Origin of the sequence: Streptomyces himastatinicus ATCC 53653 (genome assembly GCF_000158915.1) — a bacterium.
In the GTDB taxonomy this organism is placed as follows: domain Bacteria; phylum Actinomycetota; class Actinomycetes; order Streptomycetales; family Streptomycetaceae; genus Streptomyces; species Streptomyces himastatinicus.
In genome coordinates this window covers 5,250,146-5,270,031 of record NZ_GG657754.1, presented here as the reverse complement: position 1 = coordinate 5,270,031, position 19,886 = coordinate 5,250,146, and the positions used below count along the sequence as shown (strand labels likewise).

General features: G+C 69.8%; 17 protein-coding genes and 2 tRNA genes. 14 read left to right on the top strand and 5 right to left on the bottom strand.

The window, feature by feature from the left end:
- Window positions 1-2: 2 nt before the first annotated feature.
- From yidD to rpmH, 3 genes are read right to left on the bottom strand one after another with little or no spacing between them, the layout of a single operon-like run.
- A complete protein-coding gene (gene yidD, locus SSOG_RS22215; RefSeq protein WP_009716485.1) occupies window positions 3-320 on the bottom strand; it encodes a membrane protein insertion efficiency factor YidD in 318 nt (105 codons plus the stop codon).
- Window positions 317-700, bottom strand: coding sequence for a ribonuclease P protein component (gene rnpA / locus SSOG_RS48735; RefSeq protein WP_009716484.1), 384 nt, complete (start codon window positions 698-700; stop codon window positions 317-319). Before rnpA ends, yidD begins: the two co-directional genes overlap by 4 nt.
- A gap of 24 nt (window positions 701-724) precedes the next feature.
- The gene (gene rpmH / locus SSOG_RS22210) at window positions 725-862 is read right to left on the bottom strand and encodes a 50S ribosomal protein L34 (protein ID WP_009716483.1); all 138 of its coding nucleotides are present in this window, start codon (window positions 860-862) and stop codon (window positions 725-727) included.
- Between the two features lie 434 nt (window positions 863-1,296).
- Between rpmH and dnaA the strand changes: the two genes are divergently transcribed.
- From dnaA to SSOG_RS22160, 12 genes are all read left to right on the top strand, one after another.
- Entirely contained in the window at window positions 1,297-2,892 is a 1,596-nt protein-coding gene (gene dnaA, locus SSOG_RS22205; protein WP_009716482.1) for a chromosomal replication initiator protein DnaA, read from the top strand.
- Window positions 2,893-2,976: 84 nt separating this feature from the next.
- Window positions 2,977-3,264, top strand: a complete 288-nt coding sequence (locus SSOG_RS57515) for a helix-turn-helix domain-containing protein (RefSeq protein WP_281048202.1) — start codon at window positions 2,977-2,979, stop codon at window positions 3,262-3,264.
- Between the two features lie 932 nt (window positions 3,265-4,196).
- Window positions 4,197-5,327, top strand: a complete 1,131-nt coding sequence (gene dnaN / locus SSOG_RS22200) for a DNA polymerase III subunit beta (RefSeq protein ID WP_009716480.1) — start codon at window positions 4,197-4,199, stop codon at window positions 5,325-5,327.
- Between the two features lie 112 nt (window positions 5,328-5,439).
- Complete coding sequence (gene gnd, locus SSOG_RS22195; RefSeq protein WP_009716479.1) at window positions 5,440-6,318, top strand: phosphogluconate dehydrogenase (NAD(+)-dependent, decarboxylating); 879 nt, start codon at window positions 5,440-5,442, stop codon at window positions 6,316-6,318.
- Window positions 6,319-6,368: 50 nt separating this feature from the next.
- Window positions 6,369-7,520 (top strand): DNA replication/repair protein RecF, encoded by a 1,152-nt coding sequence (recF, locus tag SSOG_RS22190; protein WP_009716478.1) that lies wholly within the window; start codon window positions 6,369-6,371, stop codon window positions 7,518-7,520.
- The gene (locus SSOG_RS22185; protein ID WP_009716477.1) at window positions 7,517-8,041 is read left to right on the top strand and encodes a DciA family protein; all 525 of its coding nucleotides are present in this window, start codon (window positions 7,517-7,519) and stop codon (window positions 8,039-8,041) included. The genes recF and SSOG_RS22185 overlap by 4 nt, the downstream gene beginning before the upstream one ends.
- A 368-nt stretch (window positions 8,042-8,409) precedes the next feature.
- Entirely contained in the window at window positions 8,410-10,440 is a 2,031-nt protein-coding gene (gene gyrB, locus SSOG_RS22180; protein ID WP_009716476.1) for a DNA topoisomerase (ATP-hydrolyzing) subunit B, read from the top strand.
- Window positions 10,441-10,484: 44 nt separating this feature from the next.
- Complete coding sequence (gene gyrA, locus SSOG_RS22175; RefSeq protein ID WP_009716475.1) at window positions 10,485-13,097, top strand: DNA gyrase subunit A; 2,613 nt, start codon at window positions 10,485-10,487, stop codon at window positions 13,095-13,097.
- A 3-nt stretch (window positions 13,098-13,100) separates the two neighbouring features.
- Window positions 13,101-13,922 (top strand): DUF3566 domain-containing protein, encoded by an 822-nt coding sequence (locus tag SSOG_RS22170; RefSeq protein WP_078510365.1) that lies wholly within the window; start codon window positions 13,101-13,103, stop codon window positions 13,920-13,922.
- A 71-nt stretch (window positions 13,923-13,993) separates the two neighbouring features.
- Window positions 13,994-14,067, top strand: a tRNA-Ile gene (locus tag SSOG_RS22165).
- 179 nt (window positions 14,068-14,246) lie between these two features.
- Window positions 14,247-14,381 carry a DLW-39 family protein gene (locus tag SSOG_RS54875; protein ID WP_003958712.1) on the top strand — a complete coding sequence of 45 codons (135 nt, stop codon included), beginning with the start codon at window positions 14,247-14,249 and terminating at the stop codon, window positions 14,379-14,381.
- 142 nt (window positions 14,382-14,523) lie between these two features.
- Complete coding sequence (locus tag SSOG_RS22160) at window positions 14,524-15,942, top strand: hypothetical protein (protein WP_039938337.1); 1,419 nt, start codon at window positions 14,524-14,526, stop codon at window positions 15,940-15,942.
- A gap of 86 nt (window positions 15,943-16,028) precedes the next feature.
- On the opposite strand, the gene SSOG_RS22155 is transcribed toward SSOG_RS22160, so the two are convergent.
- Window positions 16,029-17,633 carry a serine/threonine-protein kinase gene (locus SSOG_RS22155; protein ID WP_009716471.1) on the bottom strand — a complete coding sequence of 535 codons (1,605 nt, stop codon included), beginning with the start codon at window positions 17,631-17,633 and terminating at the stop codon, window positions 16,029-16,031.
- 48 nt (window positions 17,634-17,681) lie between these two features.
- Window positions 17,682-18,227: a helix-turn-helix domain-containing protein gene (locus SSOG_RS22150; protein WP_009716470.1), complete on the bottom strand. Its 546-nt coding sequence runs from the start codon at window positions 18,225-18,227 to the stop codon at window positions 17,682-17,684.
- Between the two features lie 118 nt (window positions 18,228-18,345).
- On the opposite strand from SSOG_RS22150, the gene SSOG_RS22145 reads away from it, so the two are divergent.
- Window positions 18,346-18,418: transfer RNA gene (locus tag SSOG_RS22145), tRNA-Ala, on the top strand.
- 312 nt (window positions 18,419-18,730) lie between these two features.
- Window positions 18,731-19,886, top strand: a 1,156-nt coding sequence (locus SSOG_RS22140; protein WP_063631586.1) for a response regulator, incomplete at its 3' end; no start/stop codon positions are given.

Here is a 19,886-nt window from a genome sequence, read left to right as displayed (position 1 = left end):
AATCAGGCTCCTTGGGCGTTGGGCTGGGTCTCGGGCTGTGCGGCGGGTTCCACAGCGGAGTGCCCGCCGAAGCGGTTCCGCAGCCGCTGGTGCCACACCGGATGCTTCCGGGGCGGCACGTGGTCGACGCCACCGAGCGACCATGGGTTGCAGCGCAGGATGCGCCACGCCGTCAGCGCCGTTCCTTTTACCGCGCCGTGCCGGTCAATGGCCGTGTAGCCATAGTGCGAGCACGACGGGTAGTACTTGCAGACCGGTCCCAACATGGGGCTGATGGTCCACTGGTACAGCTTGATCAACCACAGCAGCGGGTACTTCATCGCGGCACCCCTCCCAGTAGCCGCTGCACTGCGGTGTCGAGGTCGCGGGCCAGCTGGTCGTGACCCGCCTCACCCGCACCGGGCAGCGCCCGTACGACCACAAGGCTACCTGCGGGAAAATGATCGAGACGGTCCCGCATGAGATGGCGCAGTCTGCGCTTCACCAGATTGCGGACGACGGCACCGCCGACCGCCTTGCTGACGACGAAACCCGCACGCGCCGGGGGAGCACTCTCCCCAGGTGCGTGCGGGTCCGTGTTTTTGCTGGTGAGGCCGCTACGAAAATGCACGACGAGAAGCGGGCGACCCGCCCTGCGTCCTCGGCGTACCGCGGCCGCGAAGTCCTGGCGCCGCCTCAGCCGATGCTCGGTAGGCAGCACGTCATGGACCTTGGGTCAGGCTGCTCAGGCCGACAGTCGGCCGCGACCCTTGCTACGGCGGGACGCGAGAATCGCGCGGCCGGCACGGGTGCGCATACGCAGCCGGAAGCCGTGGGTCTTCGCGCGGCGGCGGTTGTTCGGCTGGAAGGTGCGCTTGCTCACTCGGGGGCTCCAGAAATGAATCGGGTAGTGGCGGTACATCGCCTGGCTGTCACCGTGCGCCCACGAGTAGCTCGCAATACGCCCGAGTGCACCGCTTCACGATCACGGATCATGAAGTCCGTGACCCTTGCCCATCGGAGGCAGGCGGCAGCAGCCATCGACAACTCGACCTGGTTACGGTACGCGCGGTTACGCCATCCGGTCAAACCGACAGACGACCCGGACGACACCCCATCCGTACCACCCGCGGGGGCAAGGGAACGACCGGCGACATCACATGGCACATTTGTACACACCCTGTGGACAACGACTTGAACCCTGAACCCCGGCCTGACTACCGTGGCCAGGCTCCGATTCCTTCCCACCCGTCCCGAGAACCACCTTTCGTGGGACATGTCGGCGTCCCCCACCCAGCGAGTGAGAGAGCGTGCCCTGTGGCTGACGTACCTGCCGATCTTGCCGCAGTGTGGCCACGCGTGCTCGAACGGCTTCTGGGAGAAGGCACGGGTCAGGGAGGACAGGGCGTCGAGGCCAAGGACGAGCACTGGATCAAACGGTGCCAGCCCCTCGCACTCGTCGCCGACACCGCCCTGCTGGCCGTCCCCAATGAATTCGCCAAGGGCGTACTGGAGGGCAGGCTGGCCCCGATCGTCAGCGAAACGCTGAGCCGGGAGTGCGGCCGCCCGATCCGCATCGCGATCACCGTCGACGAGTCGGCCGGCGAGCCGATCGTCCCGCAGCAGCCGCAGCGCGACAGCCGGGACGGCTATGAGAATCGCCGCGACGGTTACGAGAGCCGAGACGGTCGCGACGGCTACGAGAGTTACGACAGCCGCGACGGCTACGGCCGCCAGGCGCCCGACGAGCTGCCGACCGCCCGCCCCGCGTACCCCGGCTATCAGCAGCCGCGCCCCGAGCCCGCCGCCTGGCAGCGGCCCCATGACGACTACGGCTGGCAGCAGCCCCGGCTCGGCGGCTTCCCCGAGGCCGATCCGTACGCGTCCCAGCACTCCTCGTCCGGCTACGACCAGCAGCCGTACGACCCGCAGCAGCGCGGCGACTACCGCGGCCCCGGCTCGGAGCGCCCCGGTCCGGGCGCACCCGGCGGAGGCCCGGGATCAGGCGGTCCGGGCGGTCCGAACGGTCCGGGAAACCACGGCGGCCCGGGAAACCACGGCGGCCACGGAGGGCACGGTGGCCCCGGCGGCGTACCCGAGCGTCCCCCGTACGAGCAGCAGCGCCACGATCTCCCCGACCCGCTGGAGCGCGCCCGCGGCGGCCCGCCCGTCCTGCCCTCGCAGACCGGCGCCCCCGGCCCGCTCGCCGCGCAGCCCGCGCCCGCGTCCGGCCCCGGTGAGCCGACCGCCCGGCTGAACCCCAAGTACCTCTTCGACACCTTTGTCATCGGCGCCTCCAACCGCTTCGCGCACGCCGCGGCGGTCGCGGTCGCCGAGGCGCCGGCCAAGGCGTACAACCCGCTCTTCATCTACGGGGAGTCGGGGCTCGGCAAGACCCATCTGCTGCACGCCATCGGGCACTACGCCCGCAGCCTCTACCCGGGTACCCGGGTGCGCTACGTGAGCTCCGAGGAGTTCACCAACGAGTTCATCAACTCCATCCGCGACGGCAAGGCGGACGCGTTCCGCAAGCGCTACCGCGACATGGACATCCTGCTGGTCGACGACATCCAGTTCCTGGCGAGCAAGGAGTCGACGCAGGAGGAGTTCTTCCACACCTTCAATACGCTCCACAACGCCAACAAGCAGATCGTGCTCTCCTCCGACCGGCCGCCCAAGCAGCTGGTCACCCTGGAGGACCGGCTCCGCAACCGGTTCGAGTGGGGCCTGATCACCGATGTGCAGCCGCCGGAGCTGGAGACGCGCATCGCGATCCTCCGCAAGAAGGCGGTGCAGGAACAGCTGAACGCGCCGCCGGGAGGTGCTCGAGTTCATCGCCTCCCGGAATCCACCCGCAACATCCGGGAGCTGGAGGGCCGCGCTGATCCGGGTCCACGGCCTTCGCGAGCCTGAACCGGCAGCCGGTGGACCCTCGGCCTCACTGAGATCGGTCCTCCAAGGATCTGATCCCCGGGCGGCGAGGACGCGCCCCCGGAGATCCCCGCCCCCCGCGATCATGGGGGGGACCGCCGCTACTTCGGCCACACGGTGGACGACCTGTGCGGCGCCTCCCGCAGCCGGGTCCTGGTCACGGCGCGGCAGATCGCGATGTATCTGTGCCGTGAGCTGACCGACCTCTCCCTGCCCAAGATCGGCGCGCAGTTCGGCGGCCGGGACCATACGACGGTGATGCACGCGGACCGCAAGATCCGGGCGCTGATGGCCGAGCGGCGCTCCATCTACAACCAGGTCACCGAGCTGACCAACCGCATCAAGAACGGCTGAGCGGGCCGCGGAGGCGCCACAACGGCGCCCCGTACAGACACGCGCGCAGACACGCGCTGAGGCGCGCGCTGGACCACCGCAGACGCGCGCTAAAACCACCGCAGAGACGCGCGCAGAGGCACCGCAGACACGGACGAGGGCGCTCCGGGACGGACAACTCCCGGGGCGCCCTTCGTCGTTCGGTCTCCCCGGCTGTTCGATTCCATGCTCCGACAGGCCAGTTCTCCACAGATCCACAGCGAATGGACCGTCCACACCTTGGGGACTTCTGCGTTGTCCCGAATCCGTCCACAGGCTTGGGGTGCAGGATGGGATCAGTCGAGGTCAGCCGGGTGTGGAATTGTGGTCAACGAGAGTCCACAGACTGTGGACGAACGGATTGCCCACAGGACGTGCTTCGAGTTGTCCACCGCCCGCCCACAGCCACAGGCGGGTTGCCCACAGCTTCTCCACACGCCTGTCCACTGTTCGGCAACGAAACGGTCACTCTCACCGGACCGAGTGAAAGGCGTCACACCAAGGAGCCGGGTTGGGCTGTGGGGAAGGTGGGTAAAACTGGGGACGCCGCTGGGGAGAACCGGGCGTCTCCTGTGCATCGGGTGTGCAGAACTTTCCGGCGTCCACAGAACCACTGAGTTGTCCACGGGCGCCGCCCACAGGACCGGTGGACAAAAAAGCGGCCCTGACCTGCGCAAAGTCAGTTTTCCACGGTTTCCACAGGCCCTACTACTACGACCACAGAGTTAGAGCCGGAAAATCGCTTCGAAGTGGGGCCTGTGCACAACTTCGGGCCGGGCCGCCCGACACGTCTCGCACCGACTTGACCCCGAGCAGCGCCGACTGTCAGCGGCGTGCGTCAGACTGGTCTCCGGCACATCAGCCGACGACGAAGGCCAGCAGGGCGAGCCAGCAACAGCAGGAGGCGGTTTCCGGTGAAGATCCGGGTGGAGCGCGATGTACTCGCGGAGGCAGTGGCCTGGACAGCCCGCAGCCTCCCGGCCCGTCCGCCGGTGCCCGTCCTCGCGGGCATCCTGCTGAAGGCGGAGGAAGGCGCTCTCAGCCTCTCCGGCTTCGACTACGAGGTCTCGGCCCGCGTCTCCGTCGAAGCCGACGTGGAGGACGACGGCACGGTCCTGGTCTCCGGCCGCCTCCTCGCCGACATCTGCCGCGCTCTCCCCAATCGCCCTGTGGAGATCTCCAGCGACGGCGTGCGCGTGACCGTCGTCTGCGGTTCGTCGCGCTTCACCCTCCACACACTGCCTGTGGAGGAGTACCCGGCGCTGCCGCAGATGCCGACCGCGACCGGCACCGTCCCCGGTGAGGTCTTCGCCGCCGCTGCCGCCCAGGTCGCCATCGCGGCCGGCCGGGACGACACCCTGCCGGTGCTCACCGGTGTGCGGATCGAGATCGAGGGCGACACCGTCACGCTGGCCTCCACCGACCGCTACCGGTTCGCGGTCCGCGAGTTCCTGTGGAAGCCGGAGACGCCGGACATCTCCGCCGTCGCGCTGGTCCCCGCCAAGACGCTGCTGGACACCGCCAAGTCGCTGACCAGCGGTGACACGGTCGCCCTGGCGCTGTCCGGTTCGGGTGCGGGCGAGGGGCTGATCGGCTTCGAGGGCGCCGGGCGCCGTACGACCACCCGGCTGCTCGAAGGCGACCTGCCGAAGTACCGCACGCTCTTTCCGACCGAGTTCAACTCCGTCGCGGTGATCGAGACCGCGCCCTTCGTCGAGGCCGTCAAGCGTGTGGCGCTGGTGGCCGAGCGGAACACGCCGGTGCGGCTCAGCTTCGAGCAGGGCGTGCTGATCCTGGAGGCCGGTTCCAGCGACGATGCACAGGCTGTGGAGCGCGTCGACGCCCAGCTCGACGGCGACGACATCTCCATCGCCTTCAACCCGACGTTCCTGCTCGACGGGCTCAGCGCGATCGACTCGCCGGTGGCCCAGCTGTCGTTCACCACATCGACGAAGCCCGCGCTGCTCAGCGGCAAGCCCGCCGTGGACGCCGAGGCGGACGAGGCGTACAAGTACCTGATCATGCCGGTGCGACTGAGCGGCTGAGTGGCCGAGGATCGAGCGAATGAGCGGGTGTAGCCAACATCTGTGCGGACACTCGCGGGCGTAGGCTCGGTCTCGGGTACGAACCGCACTGACTACGGCATAAGGATCATTGATGGACCTCGGTCTCGTCGGCCTCGGCAAGATGGGCGGCAACATGCGCGAGCGCATTCGCCGCGCAGGCCACACCGTCATCGGATACGACCGCAACCCGGACGTCGCCGATGTTCACAGCCTCGGTGAGCTGGTGGGCAGCCTCAAGGGTCCGCGTGTGGTGTGGATCATGGTTCCGGCCGGTGTCGCGACCCAGAGCACCATCGACGAGCTGGCCGAGCTGCTGTCGCCCGGCGACGTCGTCGTGGACGGCGGCAACTCCCGCTGGACGGACGACGAGAAGCACGCCGAGGAGCTGGGTGCCAAGGGCATCGGCTTCGTCGACTGCGGTGTCTCCGGCGGCGTCTGGGGCCTGGAGAACGGCTATGCGCTGATGTACGGCGGTACCGCCGAGCACGTCGCCCAGGTCCAGCCGATCTTCGACGCGCTCAAGCCCGAGGGCGGCGCCGGCGCGGTCCACGCGGGCAAGGTCGGCGCGGGCCACTTCGCCAAGATGGTCCACAACGGCATCGAGTACGCGATGATGCAGGCGTACGCCGAGGGCTGGGAGCTGCTGGAAGCCGTGCACTCGGTCACCGACGTGCGCGAGGTATTCCGCTCCTGGCAGGAGGGCACCGTCATCCGTTCCTGGCTGCTGGACCTGGCCGTCCGCGCCTTGGACGACGACGAGCACCTGTCCCGCTTGCGCGGATACGCCGAGGACTCGGGCGAGGGCCGCTGGACCGTGGAAGCCGCGATCGACAACGCGGTGCCGCTGCCCGCGATCACGGCGTCCCTGTTCGCCCGCTTCGCCTCGCGTCAGGACGACTCCCCGCAGATGAAGATGATCGCCGCGCTGCGCAATCAGTTCGGCGGTCACGCGGTCGAGAACACCAAGTAAGCAGCACCTCAAGGGTGTAGTACTGCCGGGGGAGGTCGGCGCAGCCCACCATGCACGTCACGCATCTGTCGCTCGCCGACTTCCGCTCGTACGCCCGGGCCGAGGTCGCCCTGGGCCCGGGCGTCACCGCCTTCGTCGGGCCCAATGGCCAGGGCAAGACCAATCTGGTCGAGGCCGTCGGCTATCTCGCCACGCTCGGCAGCCACCGCGTCTCCTCGGACGCCCCGCTGGTGCGGATGGGCGCCGAGCGGGCGGTCGTCCGGGCCGCGGTGGTCCAGGGGGACCGGCAGCAGCTGGTCGAGCTGGAGCTGAACCCCGGTAAGGCCAACCGCGCCCGCATCAACCGGTCCTCGCAGGTCAGGCCGAGGGATGCGCTCGGCATCCTGCGCACGGTGCTGTTCGCGCCCGAGGATCTGGCCCTGGTCAAGGGCGACCCCGGTGAGCGCCGTCGCTTCCTCGACGATCTGATCACCGCCCGTGCGCCGCGCATGGCCGGGATCCGCTCGGACTACGACCGGGTGCTCAAGCAGCGCAACAGCCTGCTGAAGACCGCGGCGATGGCCCGGCGGCACGGCTCACGGAGCGGAAGCGGCGGCAGTGGCGACGCGGCGCTGGCCACCCTCGACGTCTGGGACCAGCATCTGGCCCGCACCGGCGCCGAGTTGCTTGCCCAGCGCTTCGACCTGATCTCCGTGCTCCAGCCGCTCGCCGACAAGGCGTACGAGCAATTGGCCCCGGGCGGCGGCCCGGTCCTGCTGGAGTACCGCGGCTCGGCCGGTGAGGACCTGGCCGCGGCGGGCAGCCGCGAGGAGCTGTACGAGCGGCTGATGGCGGCCCTGGCGGACGCGCGGAAACAGGAGATCGAGCGCGGCGTCACGCTGGTGGGACCGCACCGGGACGACCTCGTCCTCAAGCTCGGGCGGCTTCCGGCCAAGGGCTACGCGAGCCACGGCGAATCCTGGTCGTACGCCCTCGCGCTGCGTCTGGCCTCGTACGACCTGCTGCGCGCGGAGGGCGCCGAACCCGTGCTGGTGCTGGACGACGTCTTCGCCGAGCTGGACTCCCGGCGCCGGGAGCGGCTGGCCGAGCTGGTCGCCCCCGGTGAGCAGGTGCTGGTCACGGCGGCGGTGGAGGAGGACGTCCCGGAGGTGCTGGAGGGCGTGCGGTACGCGGTGGCCGAGGGCGAGGTGCGCCGGGTATGACGGATCAGCCCCCGAAGAACCCCGAGCCCTCGGGCGTCGACCTGGCGCGCGTCGCGCTGCGCGCCGCCAAGGAGCAGGCGCGGGCCCGCGGCGCGGCCGCCCAGCAGAAGAAGCAGGCGCGTCGAGGGGGCTTGCGCTCCGGCGCGCGCGCCGATGGGCGCGATCCGCTCCCGCTCGGGGCGGCGATCAACCGGCTGATCACCGAGCGCGGCTGGGAGGCACCGGCGGCGGTCGGCGGGGTGATGGGCCGCTGGCCCCAGATGGTGGGCCCGGAGGTCGCCCAGCACTGTGAGCCGCAGCGGTACGACGAGGATGCCCGGGTGCTGACCGTGCGCTGTGACTCCACGGCGTGGGCGACCCAGCTGCGGCTGCTCGCCCCGCAGCTGGTGGCCCGGCTCAACGCCGATCTAGGGCAGGGCACGGTGCGGCTGATCAAGGTGCTGGGCCCGGGCGGACCGCCCCGGCGCTACGGTCCGCTGCGCTCCCCCGGCAGCACCGGCCCCGGTGACACCTACGGCTGACGGTGCGCGCTCGCAGGGCCCGTACGGACCCGCCCCGGGAATCGCTGCGGGGGTCGCTCCGGGCCCGCCGTTGGGCCCGTATGGACGCCTGAGCACAGGGTGACGGTTGAGACCCCGGTCACGGTAGCCGGTGGTTGACAGCTCGAAGCGCTGAGTGGCGGTGTGAGCCTCTTGGAGCCCGTCCCCGCATATGGGGAGTCGCCGCCGACCGGTTCAGGGCGGCACATGCGGACTCAGGCGCCAGCAAGCCCCCATTCTTGTCGGCGCTACCGGTAGACTGGGCGAGTACACCGTCGCCGCCGGCGCACCGAGCGCTTGCGGACACATGTTGAACGACGCAGCCGCTCCTGCCTGCCCGGAGACGGCATGTGCTGTGCCAGAAAGGGCGCTTCGTGGCCGATTCCGGCAACCCCATCGAAAACATCACGTCCATCCCCGACGGCGAGGCCCTGGCTCCGCCGTCGTACGACGCCAGTGCGATCACCGTCCTGGAGGGGCTGGACGCGGTCCGCAAGCGACCCGGTATGTACATCGGTTCCACCGGTGAGCGCGGCCTGCACCACCTCGTCCAGGAAGTCGTCGACAACTCCGTCGACGAGGCCATGGCCGGCCACGCGGACACCATCGACGTCACGATCCTGCCCGACGGCGGCGTCCGCGTCGTCGACAACGGCCGCGGGATCCCGGTGGGTATCGTCCCCTCGGAGGGGAAGCCGGCCGTGGAGGTCGTGCTGACCGTCCTGCACGCGGGCGGCAAGTTCGGCGGCGGCGGTTACGCCGTCTCCGGTGGTCTGCACGGCGTCGGCGTCTCCGTCGTCAACGCCCTGTCGTCGAAGGTCTCGGTCGAGGTCAAGACGGACGGATACCGCTGGACCCAGGACTACAAGACCGGCGTGCCGACCGCGCCCCTGGCCAAGAACGAGGCCACGGAGGAGACCGGTACGACGGTCACCTTCTGGGCCGACGGGGACATCTTCGAGACCACCGAGTACTCGTTCGAGACGCTGTCCCGGCGCTTCCAGGAGATGGCGTTCCTCAACAAGGGACTGTCGATCTCGCTGACGGACGAGCGCGAGGCCCATGTGGACGAGGAGGGCAAACCGCTCTCCGTGAAGTACCACTACGAGGGCGGCATCGTCGACTTCGTCACGTACCTCAACTCCCGCAAGGGCGAGCTGGTTCACCCCACGGTGATCGGCTTCGAGGCCGAGGACAAGGAGCGGCTGCTCTCCCTCGAGATCGCGATGCAGTGGAACACCCAGTACTCCGAGGGTGTCTACAGCTTCGCGAACACCATCCACACCCATGAGGGCGGTACGCACGAGGAGGGCTTCCGGGCCGCGTTGACGTACCTGATCAACAAGTACGCGCGCGACAGGAAGCTGCTCCGCGAGAAGGACGACAACCTCACCGGTGAGGACATCCGCGAGGGCCTGACCGCGATCATCTCGGTCAAGCTGGGCGAGCCGCAGTTCGAGGGCCAGACGAAGACGAAGCTGGGCAACACCGAGGCGAAGACCTTCGTCCAGAAGATCGTCAACGAGCACCTGGCCGACTGGCTGGACCGGAACCCCAACGAGGCGGCGGACATCATCCGCAAGGGGATCCAGGCGGCGACGGCCCGGGTGGCGGCCCGCAAGGCCCGCGACCTGACCCGCCGCAAGGGGCTGCTGGAGACCGCGTCGCTGCCGGGCAAGCTGAGCGACTGCCAGTCCAACGACCCGTCGAAGTGCGAGATCTTCATCGTCGAGGGTGACTCCGCCGGCGGCTCGGCCAAGTCCGGCCGTGATCCGCAGTACCAGGCGATCCTTCCGATCCGAGGCAAGATCCTCAACGTCGAGAAGGCCCGGGTCGACAAGATCCTCCAGAACAACGAGGTCCAGGCGCTGATCTCGGCCTTCGGCACCGGTGTGCACGAGGACTTCGACATCGCCAAGCTCCGCTATCACAAGATCATCCTGATGGCGGACGCCGATGTCGACGGTCAGCACATCAACACCCTGCTGCTGACGTTCCTCTTCCGCTTCATGCGTCCGCTCGTCGAGGCCGGGCACGTCTTCCTCTCCCGCCCGCCGCTCTACAAGATCAAGTGGGGCCGGGACGACTTCGAGTACGCGTACTCGGACCGGGAGCGGGACGCCCTGATCCAGGCCGGCCGTGAGCAGGGCAAGCGCATCAAGGACGACTCGGTGCAGCGCTTCAAGGGTCTGGGCGAGATGAACGCCGAGGAGCTGCGCGTGACCACCATGGACCTCGACAGCCGGGTCCTCGGCCAGGTCACGCTGGACGACGCGGCGCAGGCCGATGACCTGTTCTCAGTCCTGATGGGCGAGGACGTCGAGGCACGGCGCTCGTTCATCCAGCGCAATGCCAAGGATGTCCGCTTCCTCGACATCTGAGTCGGCCACCCGCAGCCGCAGACGACAGAAGGACTTGACCAGCAATGGCCGACGAGAACAACCCCACCACGCCCGACGAACTCGCCGAGGGCGCCGCGATGCGCATCGAGGCGGTCGGCCTCGAGACCGAGATGCAGCGCTCGTACCTCGACTACGCGATGAGCGTCATCGTGAGCCGTGCGCTGCCCGACGTCCGGGACGGCCTCAAGCCGGTGCACCGGCGCGTGCTGTACGCGATGTACGACGGCGGATACCGCCCCGAGAAGGGCTTCTACAAGTGCGCCCGCGTCGTCGGCGACGTGATGGGCACGTACCACCCGCACGGTGACTCGTCCATCTACGACGCCCTCGTGCGGCTGGCCCAGTCGTGGTCCATGCGCATGCCGCTGGTCGACTCCAACGGCAACTTCGGCTCCCCGGGCAACGACCCCGCGGCGGCCATGCGGTACACCGAGTGCAAGATGGCCCCGCTGGCCATGGAGATGCTCCGGGACATCGACGAGGAGACCGTCGACTTCCAGGACAACTACGACGGCCGTAACCAGGAGCCGACGGTCCTGCCGGCCCGCTTCCCCAACCTGCTGGTCAACGGCTCTGCGGGGATCGCGGTGGGCATGGCCACCAACATCCCGCCGCACAATCTGCGCGAGGTCGCCGAGGGCGCCCAGTGGTTCCTGGCGAACCCGGAGGCGACCCAGGAAGAGCTGCTCGACGCCCTGGTCGACCGGATCAAGGGCCCGGACTTCCCGACCGGCGCGCTGGTCGTGGGCCGCAAGGGCATCGAGGAGGCGTACCGCACCGGCCGTGGCTCGATCACGATGCGTGCGGTCGTCGAGGTCGAGGAGATCCAGGGCCGGCAGTGCCTGGTGGTCACCGAGTTGCCGTACCAGGTCAATCCGGACAACCTGGCGCAGAAGATCGCCGACCTGGTGAAGGACGCCAGGATCGGCGGCATCGCGGACGTCCGCGACGAGACCTCGTCGCGCACCGGCCAGCGCCTGGTCATCGTGCTCAAACGGGACGCGGTCGCCAAGGTCGTCCTCAACAACCTGTACAAGCACACCGATCTCCAGACGAACTTCGGCGCCAACATGCTGGCGCTGGTCGACGGCGTGCCGCGGACCTTGTCGCTGGACGCGTTCATCCGCAACTGGGTCACCCACCAGATCGAGGTCATCGTCCGCCGGACGCGCTTCCGGCTGCGCAAGGCCGAGGAGCGGGCGCACATCCTGCGCGGCCTGCTCAAGGCGCTGGACGCGATCGACGAGGTCATCGCGCTGATCCGGCGCAGCGACACGGTCGACACCGCGCGCGGCGGCCTGATGGAGCTGCTGGAGATCGACGAGATCCAGGCCAACGCGATCCTGGAGATGCAGCTGCGGCGGCTGGCCGCCCTGGAGCGTCAGAAGATCACCCAGGAGCACGACGAGCTTCAGGCGAAGATCAACGAGTACAACGCGATCCTCGCCTCGCCCGAGCGGCAGCGGCAGATCATCAGCGAGGAGCTGACCGCGCTCGTCGAGAAGTTCGGCGACGACCGGCGCTCCAAGCTGGTCCCCTTCGACGGCGACATGTCCATCGAGGACCTGATCGCCGAGGAGGACATCGTCGTCACGATCACCCGCGGCGGCTATCTGAAGCGCACCAAGACCGAGGACTACCGCTCGCAGAAGCGCGGCGGCAAGGGCGTGCGCGGGACGAAGCTGAAGCAGGACGACATCGTCGACCACTTCTTCGTCTCGACCACCCACCACTGGCTGCTGTTCTTCACCAACAAGGGCCGCGTCTACCGGGCCAAGGCGTACGAACTCCCGGACGCGGGCCGGGAGGCGCGCGGCCAGCACGTCGCGAATCTGCTGGCGTTCCAGCCGGACGAGCAGATCGCCCGGATCCTGGCGATCCGGGACTACGACGCGGTGCCGTATCTGGTGCTGGCCACCAAGTCGGGCCTGGTGAAGAAGACGCCGCTGAAGGACTACGACTCGCCGCGCTCCGGCGGTGTGATCGCCATCAACCTCCGGGAGATGGAAGACGGCCGCGAGGACGAACTGATCGGCGCCGAGCTGGTCTCCGCCGACGACGATCTGCTGCTGATCAGCAAGAAGGCGCAGTCGATCCGGTTCACGGCGACCGACGAGTCGCTGCGGCCGATGGGGCGCGCGACCTCGGGCGTGAAGGGCATGAGCTTCCGCGAGGACGACGAGCTGCTCTCGATGAATGTCGTCCGGCCCGGTACGTTCGTGTTCACCGCCACCGACGGTGGGTACGCGAAGCGTTCGAACGTCGACGAGTACCGCGTCCAGGGTCGCGGCGGCCTCGGAATCAAGGCCGCCAAGATCGTGGAGGACCGGGGTTCGCTGGTCGGAGCGCTGGTGGTCGAGGAGAGCGACGAGATCCTCGCCATCACGCTCGGAGGCGGTGTGATTCGTACACGGGTCAGCGAGGTCAGGGAGACGGGCCGTGACACCATGGGCGTCCAACTGATCAACCTGGGCAAGCGCGATGCCGTCGTCGGCATCGCCCGGAACGCCGAGGCCGGTCGTGAGGCTGAAGAGGTCGAGGACGTCATCGAGACCGCGATCGAGGCAGCCGAGGAGGCCGCGTCCGAGGCGGCCGGTGGCACGCAGCCCCCGGCCGACGAGACCACCGAGGAGTAAGTCGTGAGTGGAGCCACGGGCGGAGCGGGTGGCGGCGCGGGAGCCGAAGGGCGTCCGGGATCGAAGACCCCGCCCTCCGCGGGCGGTGCGTCCGCCGCGAAAGACGCCCGTGGCCCCGCCGCCGACTCCCAGGGCGGAGCCGACCCCCATGGGGGCACGGTGACGGACACCCGGAAGCTGCGTCCCGTGCCCGCCTCGGACCCTCAGCCCGAGCAGCAGTCCGAGCGGCACGCGTCGAGCCCGCTGCCCAGTGAGCGAGCCGCCCAGCCGCAGCCCGAGCGGCCGTACCACCCGCCGCAGGCCTACGCGCCGCCGCCCGGCGGCGGCGCGGCCGCGTCCGGCCGCAGCACCTCCGCGCAGCCCGCCGTGCCCGGGCAGCAGCCCCCCGGGGCGGCGGCGCGCCGTCCGGGCCCCGGCACGGGCGGCGGTGCGCCGGCCGCGCGTCCGGCGCCGCGTACGCGCAAGGCGCGGCTGCGGGTCGCCAAGGTCGACCCGTGGTCGGTCATGAAGGTCAGCTTCCTGCTCGCGATCGCGCTCGGGATCTGCACGGTGGTCGCGGCTTCGGTGCTGTGGATGGTCATGGACGCCATGGGCGTCTTCAGCGCGGTGGGCGGGACCATCAGCGAGGCCACGGAGGGGCAGCAGGGCGGCGGCTTCGATCTGGAGTCGTTCCTGTCGCTTCCCCATGTCATGACGTTCACCTCGGTGATCGCCGTGATCAACGTGGTGCTGGCGACCGCGCTCGCCACGCTCGGCGCGTTCATCTACAACCTGTCGGCGGGCTTCGTGGGCGGCGTGGAGCTGACGCTCGCCGAGGACGAATAGCCGAGCGGGGACGGCCGCCGTTACCGATTTTGGGACTGGGCAGGTGGTGCGCTAATCTTTCGGTGCAGCGCGGGGCTATAGCTCAGACGGTTAGAGCGCTTCCCTGATAAGGAAGAGGCCACAGGTTCAAGTCCTGTTAGCCCCACCGGCGCGATCAGCCTGGACGGAGGATCTCCGTCCAGGCTGATTCATTTGGGTGCCCGGCGAGTTGATGACCGGATACCGCCCGAGCGATGCCGAGCATAGGTCACCGAACGGTATCGGTCGGTGTGTATCATCGGGCGCCAGAGGTCCCCTACGTCAAGAAAGAGACGAGGTAGCGCGGTGAAGAAGCTTCTCCTGGTCGCACTGGCCGCCATCGGCGGGCTCCTCGTGTACCGCCAGATCCAGGCGGATCGCGCCGAGCAGGATCTGTGGACGGAGGCGACCGACTCCGTGCCCGCAGGTTCGGGTGTGTGACCCCCACAGTCCCGTTACGAGGGCCCCGATCGCTGCAGCGGTCGGGGCCCTCGTCTTTACTCTCGCAAATGAATCGCTTGCATAGGCAAATGTGACGTGCTGGTCGACCGGTATGCCGACCGGGACGACGAGGGGGGACGCGATGAAACACCGCAGCAGGGACAGGGCCGGTCTCCCCGCGGTGGCGGCGCTGTGCGCCGTGGCGACGATGGCGGTGCAGATCCCGGTCGCGGCCGCCGACAGCCCCACGGGAGCCCGGGAGTACAAGGTCCGGGGCACCCCGGTGCAGGGCGCCGGGAGCGGCGCGGACGCCCCGTCCCTGAGACCCGGCCGGACGTACGCGGACCGGCTGGGACCCGGCGAGAAGCGGTTCTACGGCGTCGACCTCGACGCGAAGTCCGCCGCCTACGTCTCGGCGGTCGCCGCGCCCCGGCCGGGCGCGGGCGTCGTCTCGTACCGCGACGGTGTCACGGTGACGCTGAAGAACTCCGCGGGCGGGGTCTGCGACACCGTCCCCCGGCGGATCGAGACGAAGGGGGTCGCCTATCCCCTCGCCGACTACGTCACCCGCCAGACCGGCTCGGGCTCGGTGGCGTCCTGCCGCGCGGCGGGCCGGTATCTGGTCACCGTGGAGCGTCAGGCCGGCTCCGCGGACCCCGAGAGCTGGCCGCTGGAGCTGCGACTGATGGTGGAGCCGCCGGTGAAGGGCGGTTCCACGGAACAGGCTCCGGAGGGCAGTTGGCACGCCGAGCCGCCCCAGCCTCCGTCCGGCAGCGCCAGGCCGCGGGAGGGCGGCCGGGGCTTCACCGACGCGCCGCTGGTGTCCACCGGGGTGTGGAAGGACGACTTCGAGCCGGGGGAGACGCACTTCTACCGGGTGCCGGTCGCCTGGGGACAGCAGATATCCGCCATCGCCGAACTGCCCGCCGACGGGGCGGACAAGAGCACCTCTCTGCTCCACCAGGCGATCGCCATGCGCGCCTACAACCCGGCGCGGGGGCTGGCGAAGCGGGGCACCGCCCTGGCCCAGGAGGGCGAGCGGCCGCAGACCGAGGTCAGCACCGCTCCGGCGGCGTACGGGAACCGGTACGCGAAGGCCGACTACTCGGTGCGCGCCATGAGCCTCACCGGCGGGTACTACCTGGCAGTCACGCTCAATCCCCCGAATGTGGAACCCCACTTGGACGGCACGGTTCCGGTGACGCTGCGGCTGCGGATCGCGGGCACGACGCATGACGGACCTTCCTACGCCGGGAACGCGGTCAAGGCGGGCTTCGGTCTCACGGACGCCGAGAAGCAGGAGGCCCGCAAGGCGGCCTCCTCGCCGATCCAGACCGACCCCATGGGCCGCCCGGTGGGCGAGCACCGCGCCACGCTCCAGACGGTGGCCTACACGAGCTTCGGGACGGGCTCGCTGCTGCTGATCGGGCTGGGCGTATGGATTCTGACCGCCCGGCGCCGCGCCGCGGCGGACGGTCCGGGGGACGGGATGGCGGACGGGGCGGAATCGGCGGATCCGACGACCGGACAGCACCGGTACGGGCCGCCGCCCGCCTGGTAGTTCGGCTCGCTGGTTCGGCGCGCTGGCCGGCCTGTTGACTGAGTCCGCTGGCCGGCTTGATCGAGTCCGCTGGTCGGCCTGCTGGTTCAGCCTGCGGCGACCAGTGCCCACGCCCCCACGGCGAAGCACAGCACCGCGACGATCAGGATCAAGACCGTCGTCTTCCGGGACGGACCCCGCCTCCGCGCGGCGGGAGTGGGAACCCGGGGCCGCTGAGCGGTGTATGCACGGGTGAGGGGGTAGTCACGCGGCGCCGGCAGGGGCGCGGCGGCCGCCGCGGGCGTGGGAGTGGGGGCGGGCGTATGAAGGTGCGCGGGCTGGGGCGGTGGGCCCGGCTGCCCGGGCTGCTGTTGGCCCTGTGGCTGGTGTACGGGCGGCTGGGGCGACTGCGGGAGCGGCGCCCCGGTCGACGGGGTCGGCGGATGCAGCGGGGGCTGCGGGAGCGGTGTCGGCGGATGCTGGGGCGGCGGTGTGTGCGGAGGCGGCGTCCCGGGAGGCGCCGGGGGAGGCGATATCTGCGCGGGGGGCGTTCGCGGCTGCGGCGTCCGGGGGTGCGCTGTCTGCGGGTGTGGCGTCCGCGGTTGCGGCGGCGGGAGGGTGAAGCTGCCGGTGTCCGACATCGAGGGCTGGGCGGGCTGCTCGGCTGCGGGCGGCCGGGAGTCGGGTTCGGCGGCCGGCCCGGAGCCGGGATCGGCAGCGGGTCCGGCGGTGGGCCCGGCGGGTTCCGTCGGCTTGGTGGCGGGCGGCGAGGGGCGCGGCACCGTTCCGTTGTCCCCGGGAGGGTCGGCCTTCGCATGACGGCGGCCCGGCCGGGCCGGACCGTGCGGGCCGAAACCGGTCGGCAGCGGTCCGAGATGGTCGAATACCTCGATCACCTCGTCGTCGAGGTCGCCCTCGGGCAGCATCTCGACCGCCGCCACGAGCGCCTTGCGCGCCCCCGTGGCGGAGCGGAACCGGTCATCCGGGTCCGGCTGAAGCAGCCCGGCTATCACCTGCCACAGCGGCTCGGGCACGCCTTCGGGAGCGTGCGGCACGCCGTGCTCGCCGAACAGCTTCACGATCGCTTCCCCGTCGGGCTTGTGCCCGCGGAGGAGATAGAGCGTCACCAGGCCGACCGCGAACAGGTCGGCGGGGAAGTCCGGCTCCTCGCCCATCATCTGTTCGGGTGCGAAGTAACCGGGCGTGCCCATCACGTAGTTGGCCTCGGTGAGGCGGGGCTCGCCTTTGGTGAGCGCGATGCCGAAGTCACCCAGCCGGACATGGGGCCGACCCGTTCCGGTGGCCTCCAGCAGGATGTTCGCGGGCTTGATGTCCCGGTGGACCACGCGCTCCTCGTGGACCGCGGCCAGCCCGGAGAGCAACTGGTCCAGCAGGGTGCACACATAGCGGGGTGGCAGGGGACCGTAGTCGCCGATGAGGTGTGCGAACGAGCCGCCGGCCACCAGGTCCATGGTGAACAGCACCTTGTCGTCGTCCGCCGCCCAGCTCGCCGGTGCCAGCACATGGGGGTGGTCGATCCGCAGGGCCTGCTCCCGTACGAAGCGCAGGAGCGTATGCGCGTCGCGTTGCTGGAGCACCTTCGCCGCGACATAGCGGCGGCGGCGATGGTCCCAGACCCGCCACACGGCGCCCACGCCTCCGCGCCCGATCGGGTCCACAAGTTCGTACCGGCCCGCGAAGATCTCACCCATCGCGCCGTGCCCGCCCCGTCATCGACTCGTCAGCAGTCCATCAGCCCGTCAGCTCTGGTGCGCCTCGTAATGCGCGACCGCCTCGGCGGTCCGCCCCGCGCCGTACACACGGAGGAACTCTGCCAGCTCGGGATGGGTGGGGGCGAGGGAATCGGCCGCATCGATGATGTCACCGGCGGCGGCCACGGACCGCAGCAGCGACTGGATTTCGCGGACCACGCGCCGCACGGTCGGGGCCCCTGTGCTGGCGGCGGTCTGGGTGGAGTTGAGGACCGATCCGCCGGCGGTCTTCTTGATTTCCTCCATGCGCTCCGCGGCCTCGGCGGCGCTCACCCGGCCGTCCGCCGCCTGACTGGAGAGTTCCTGGAGCGCCTGCACTCGCTGGACCACCGCAGGATTGCCGATCTTTGCGCGCTGGCCGCTCATGAGCTGGGACAGCATGGGCGCGGAGAGCCCGAGGACGGCGGCCAGGCGCGCCTGGTTGAGGCCGAGATCGTCGATGAGACGGCGAAAGAGCGCCCCCAGCGGTTCCCCGTACCAACTGCGCTGAAGCTCTCGTGCGCGCGCGGTGGCATCCTGCTGTGTTGCGTCCATCTCGCTCTCCCCTTCGCTTCGCTGCCGCGAATCTTGCGTGGCATCCTACGGAGAGCGGTACCCGCGAGCGATACCCGGTCGGGAAAGGCCGCCGGTAGCGGGTATCCTGATCGGCGAAGGGGCCTTAGCTCAGTTGGTAGAGCGCCGTCTTTGCATGGCGGATGTCAGGAGTTCGACTCTCCTAGGCTCCACTCTATGAGAGGTCTCCTGACCTGCAAAAATGCAGGTCAGGAGACCTTTTTGCATGGGCGCCGTCAGCGCCGGGGTGAGGGAACGGCTGGAACCCCCGGCGGCCCGGAGCGGGGCGGCGGGCGTCTCGCGTGCGCCGGCGAACAGCGGATCGAGCGTTCTGTAAGAGAAGGAGCGATCTGCAAAAGAAGTGGTGTTGCCGCTCCTGGCATTGGCCCGCGCAACACCTCCCCGATGCCTCACCCTGTCTCACAACTCGGGCAAGCCGCCCGGGAATCGTCTGATCGGCGCGAGTCGCCGTACAAGGGGACGTAATGGGTGAACTGCATCCACTGGGGGAGAACCTGCCCGAGGAGTGCCGGGCGTTCGCCGTGGAGCTGCGGAAGCTCTTCGACGGGCTGGGGGTCTCGGTGCGCCGGTACGCCGCACGCAGGTTCCGGGACCCCAGCACGATCTCGCGCTATCTGAGCGGTACGAGAGTCCCGCCATGGGAGTTCGTGGTCGATCTGCTGGCGGATCTCGCGGAGTGCCGGGGCTCCGCGGCCACCCCGGCCGCCATCGAGGTGGTGCGCGAGCTGCACCGGGCCGCGGTGCGCACCAGCGGATCCCCGGGGCACGCCCTGGAGATCCTTCAGATCCAGCTGGCCGACGCGGACCGGGAGGCGCGGCGTTCCAGCGTGCACGAGGACGCGCTGGGCGAGGCGCTGCTCGACCGCCGGCACCGGATCGCCGACCTCGAGGTGCGGCTGAGCCAGACCGAAGCGGCGTGGGCGGCGGAGCGGGCCCGTGCGGACGCACTGGAGCGGAACTTCCCGGATCACCAGGAGCTGGTCAAGGAGCGGGACCGGCTGCGGCAGGAGGTGCACCGGCTCACCGAGGAGCTGGAGGAGGTGCGGCAGCTGGGGCGGCTGGCGGAGGACCGCTGCCAGATGCTGGAGCGGCAGCTGGCCATGGTGGAGTCCCAGCGGATGGCTGCGGTCCCGCGGCAGGACGAGGAGCCCGTCGTGGCCGCGGGCCCGGCCGTGCCCGAGCCGTGCGCCGGGCCGCGGCCCAAGATCCTGGTGGTCGACGACCAGCAGAACAACCTGCTGGCCATGGAGGCGGTGCTGGCCACCCTCGACCAGGAGCTGGTGACCGCGACCTCCGGGCAGGAGGCGCTGAAGGCGCTGCTGGACCACGACGACTTCGCGGTGATCCTGCTGGACGTGCAGATGCCCGAGATGGACGGCTACGAGACGGCCGCCCACATCAAGCGGCGCCCGCGCAACCGGGATGTGCCGATCATCTTCCTCACCGCGATGGGCGCCGATCCTGAGCACACCTCGCGCGGCTACGCGGCGGGGGCGGTGGACTACATGGCCAAGCCGATCGACCCCTGGGCGCTGCGGGCCAAGGTCTCCGTCTTCACCGAATACTTCCTGGAGCGGCGCCGCTACAGCGAGCGGGAAGCCAAGGAGCGAAGCCGAGGAG

Coding starts and splice junctions, on each gene's coding strand:
- SSOG_RS22160 (WP_039938337.1), top strand. CDS start 14,524: ATGAAACACCGCAGCAGGGACAGGGCCGGTCTCCCCGCGGTGGCGGCG.
- yidD (WP_009716485.1), bottom strand. CDS start 320: ATGAAGTACCCGCTGCTGTGGTTGATCAAGCTGTACCAGTGGACCATC.
- gnd (WP_009716479.1), top strand. CDS start 5,440: ATGGACCTCGGTCTCGTCGGCCTCGGCAAGATGGGCGGCAACATGCGC.
- SSOG_RS22155 (WP_009716471.1), bottom strand. CDS start 17,633: ATGGGTGAGATCTTCGCGGGCCGGTACGAACTTGTGGACCCGATCGGG.
- recF (WP_009716478.1), top strand. CDS start 6,369: ATGCACGTCACGCATCTGTCGCTCGCCGACTTCCGCTCGTACGCCCGG.
- gyrA (WP_009716475.1), top strand. CDS start 10,485: ATGGCCGACGAGAACAACCCCACCACGCCCGACGAACTCGCCGAGGGC.
- SSOG_RS22185 (WP_009716477.1), top strand. CDS start 7,517: ATGACGGATCAGCCCCCGAAGAACCCCGAGCCCTCGGGCGTCGACCTG.
- SSOG_RS22150 (WP_009716470.1), bottom strand. CDS start 18,227: ATGGACGCAACACAGCAGGATGCCACCGCGCGCGCACGAGAGCTTCAG.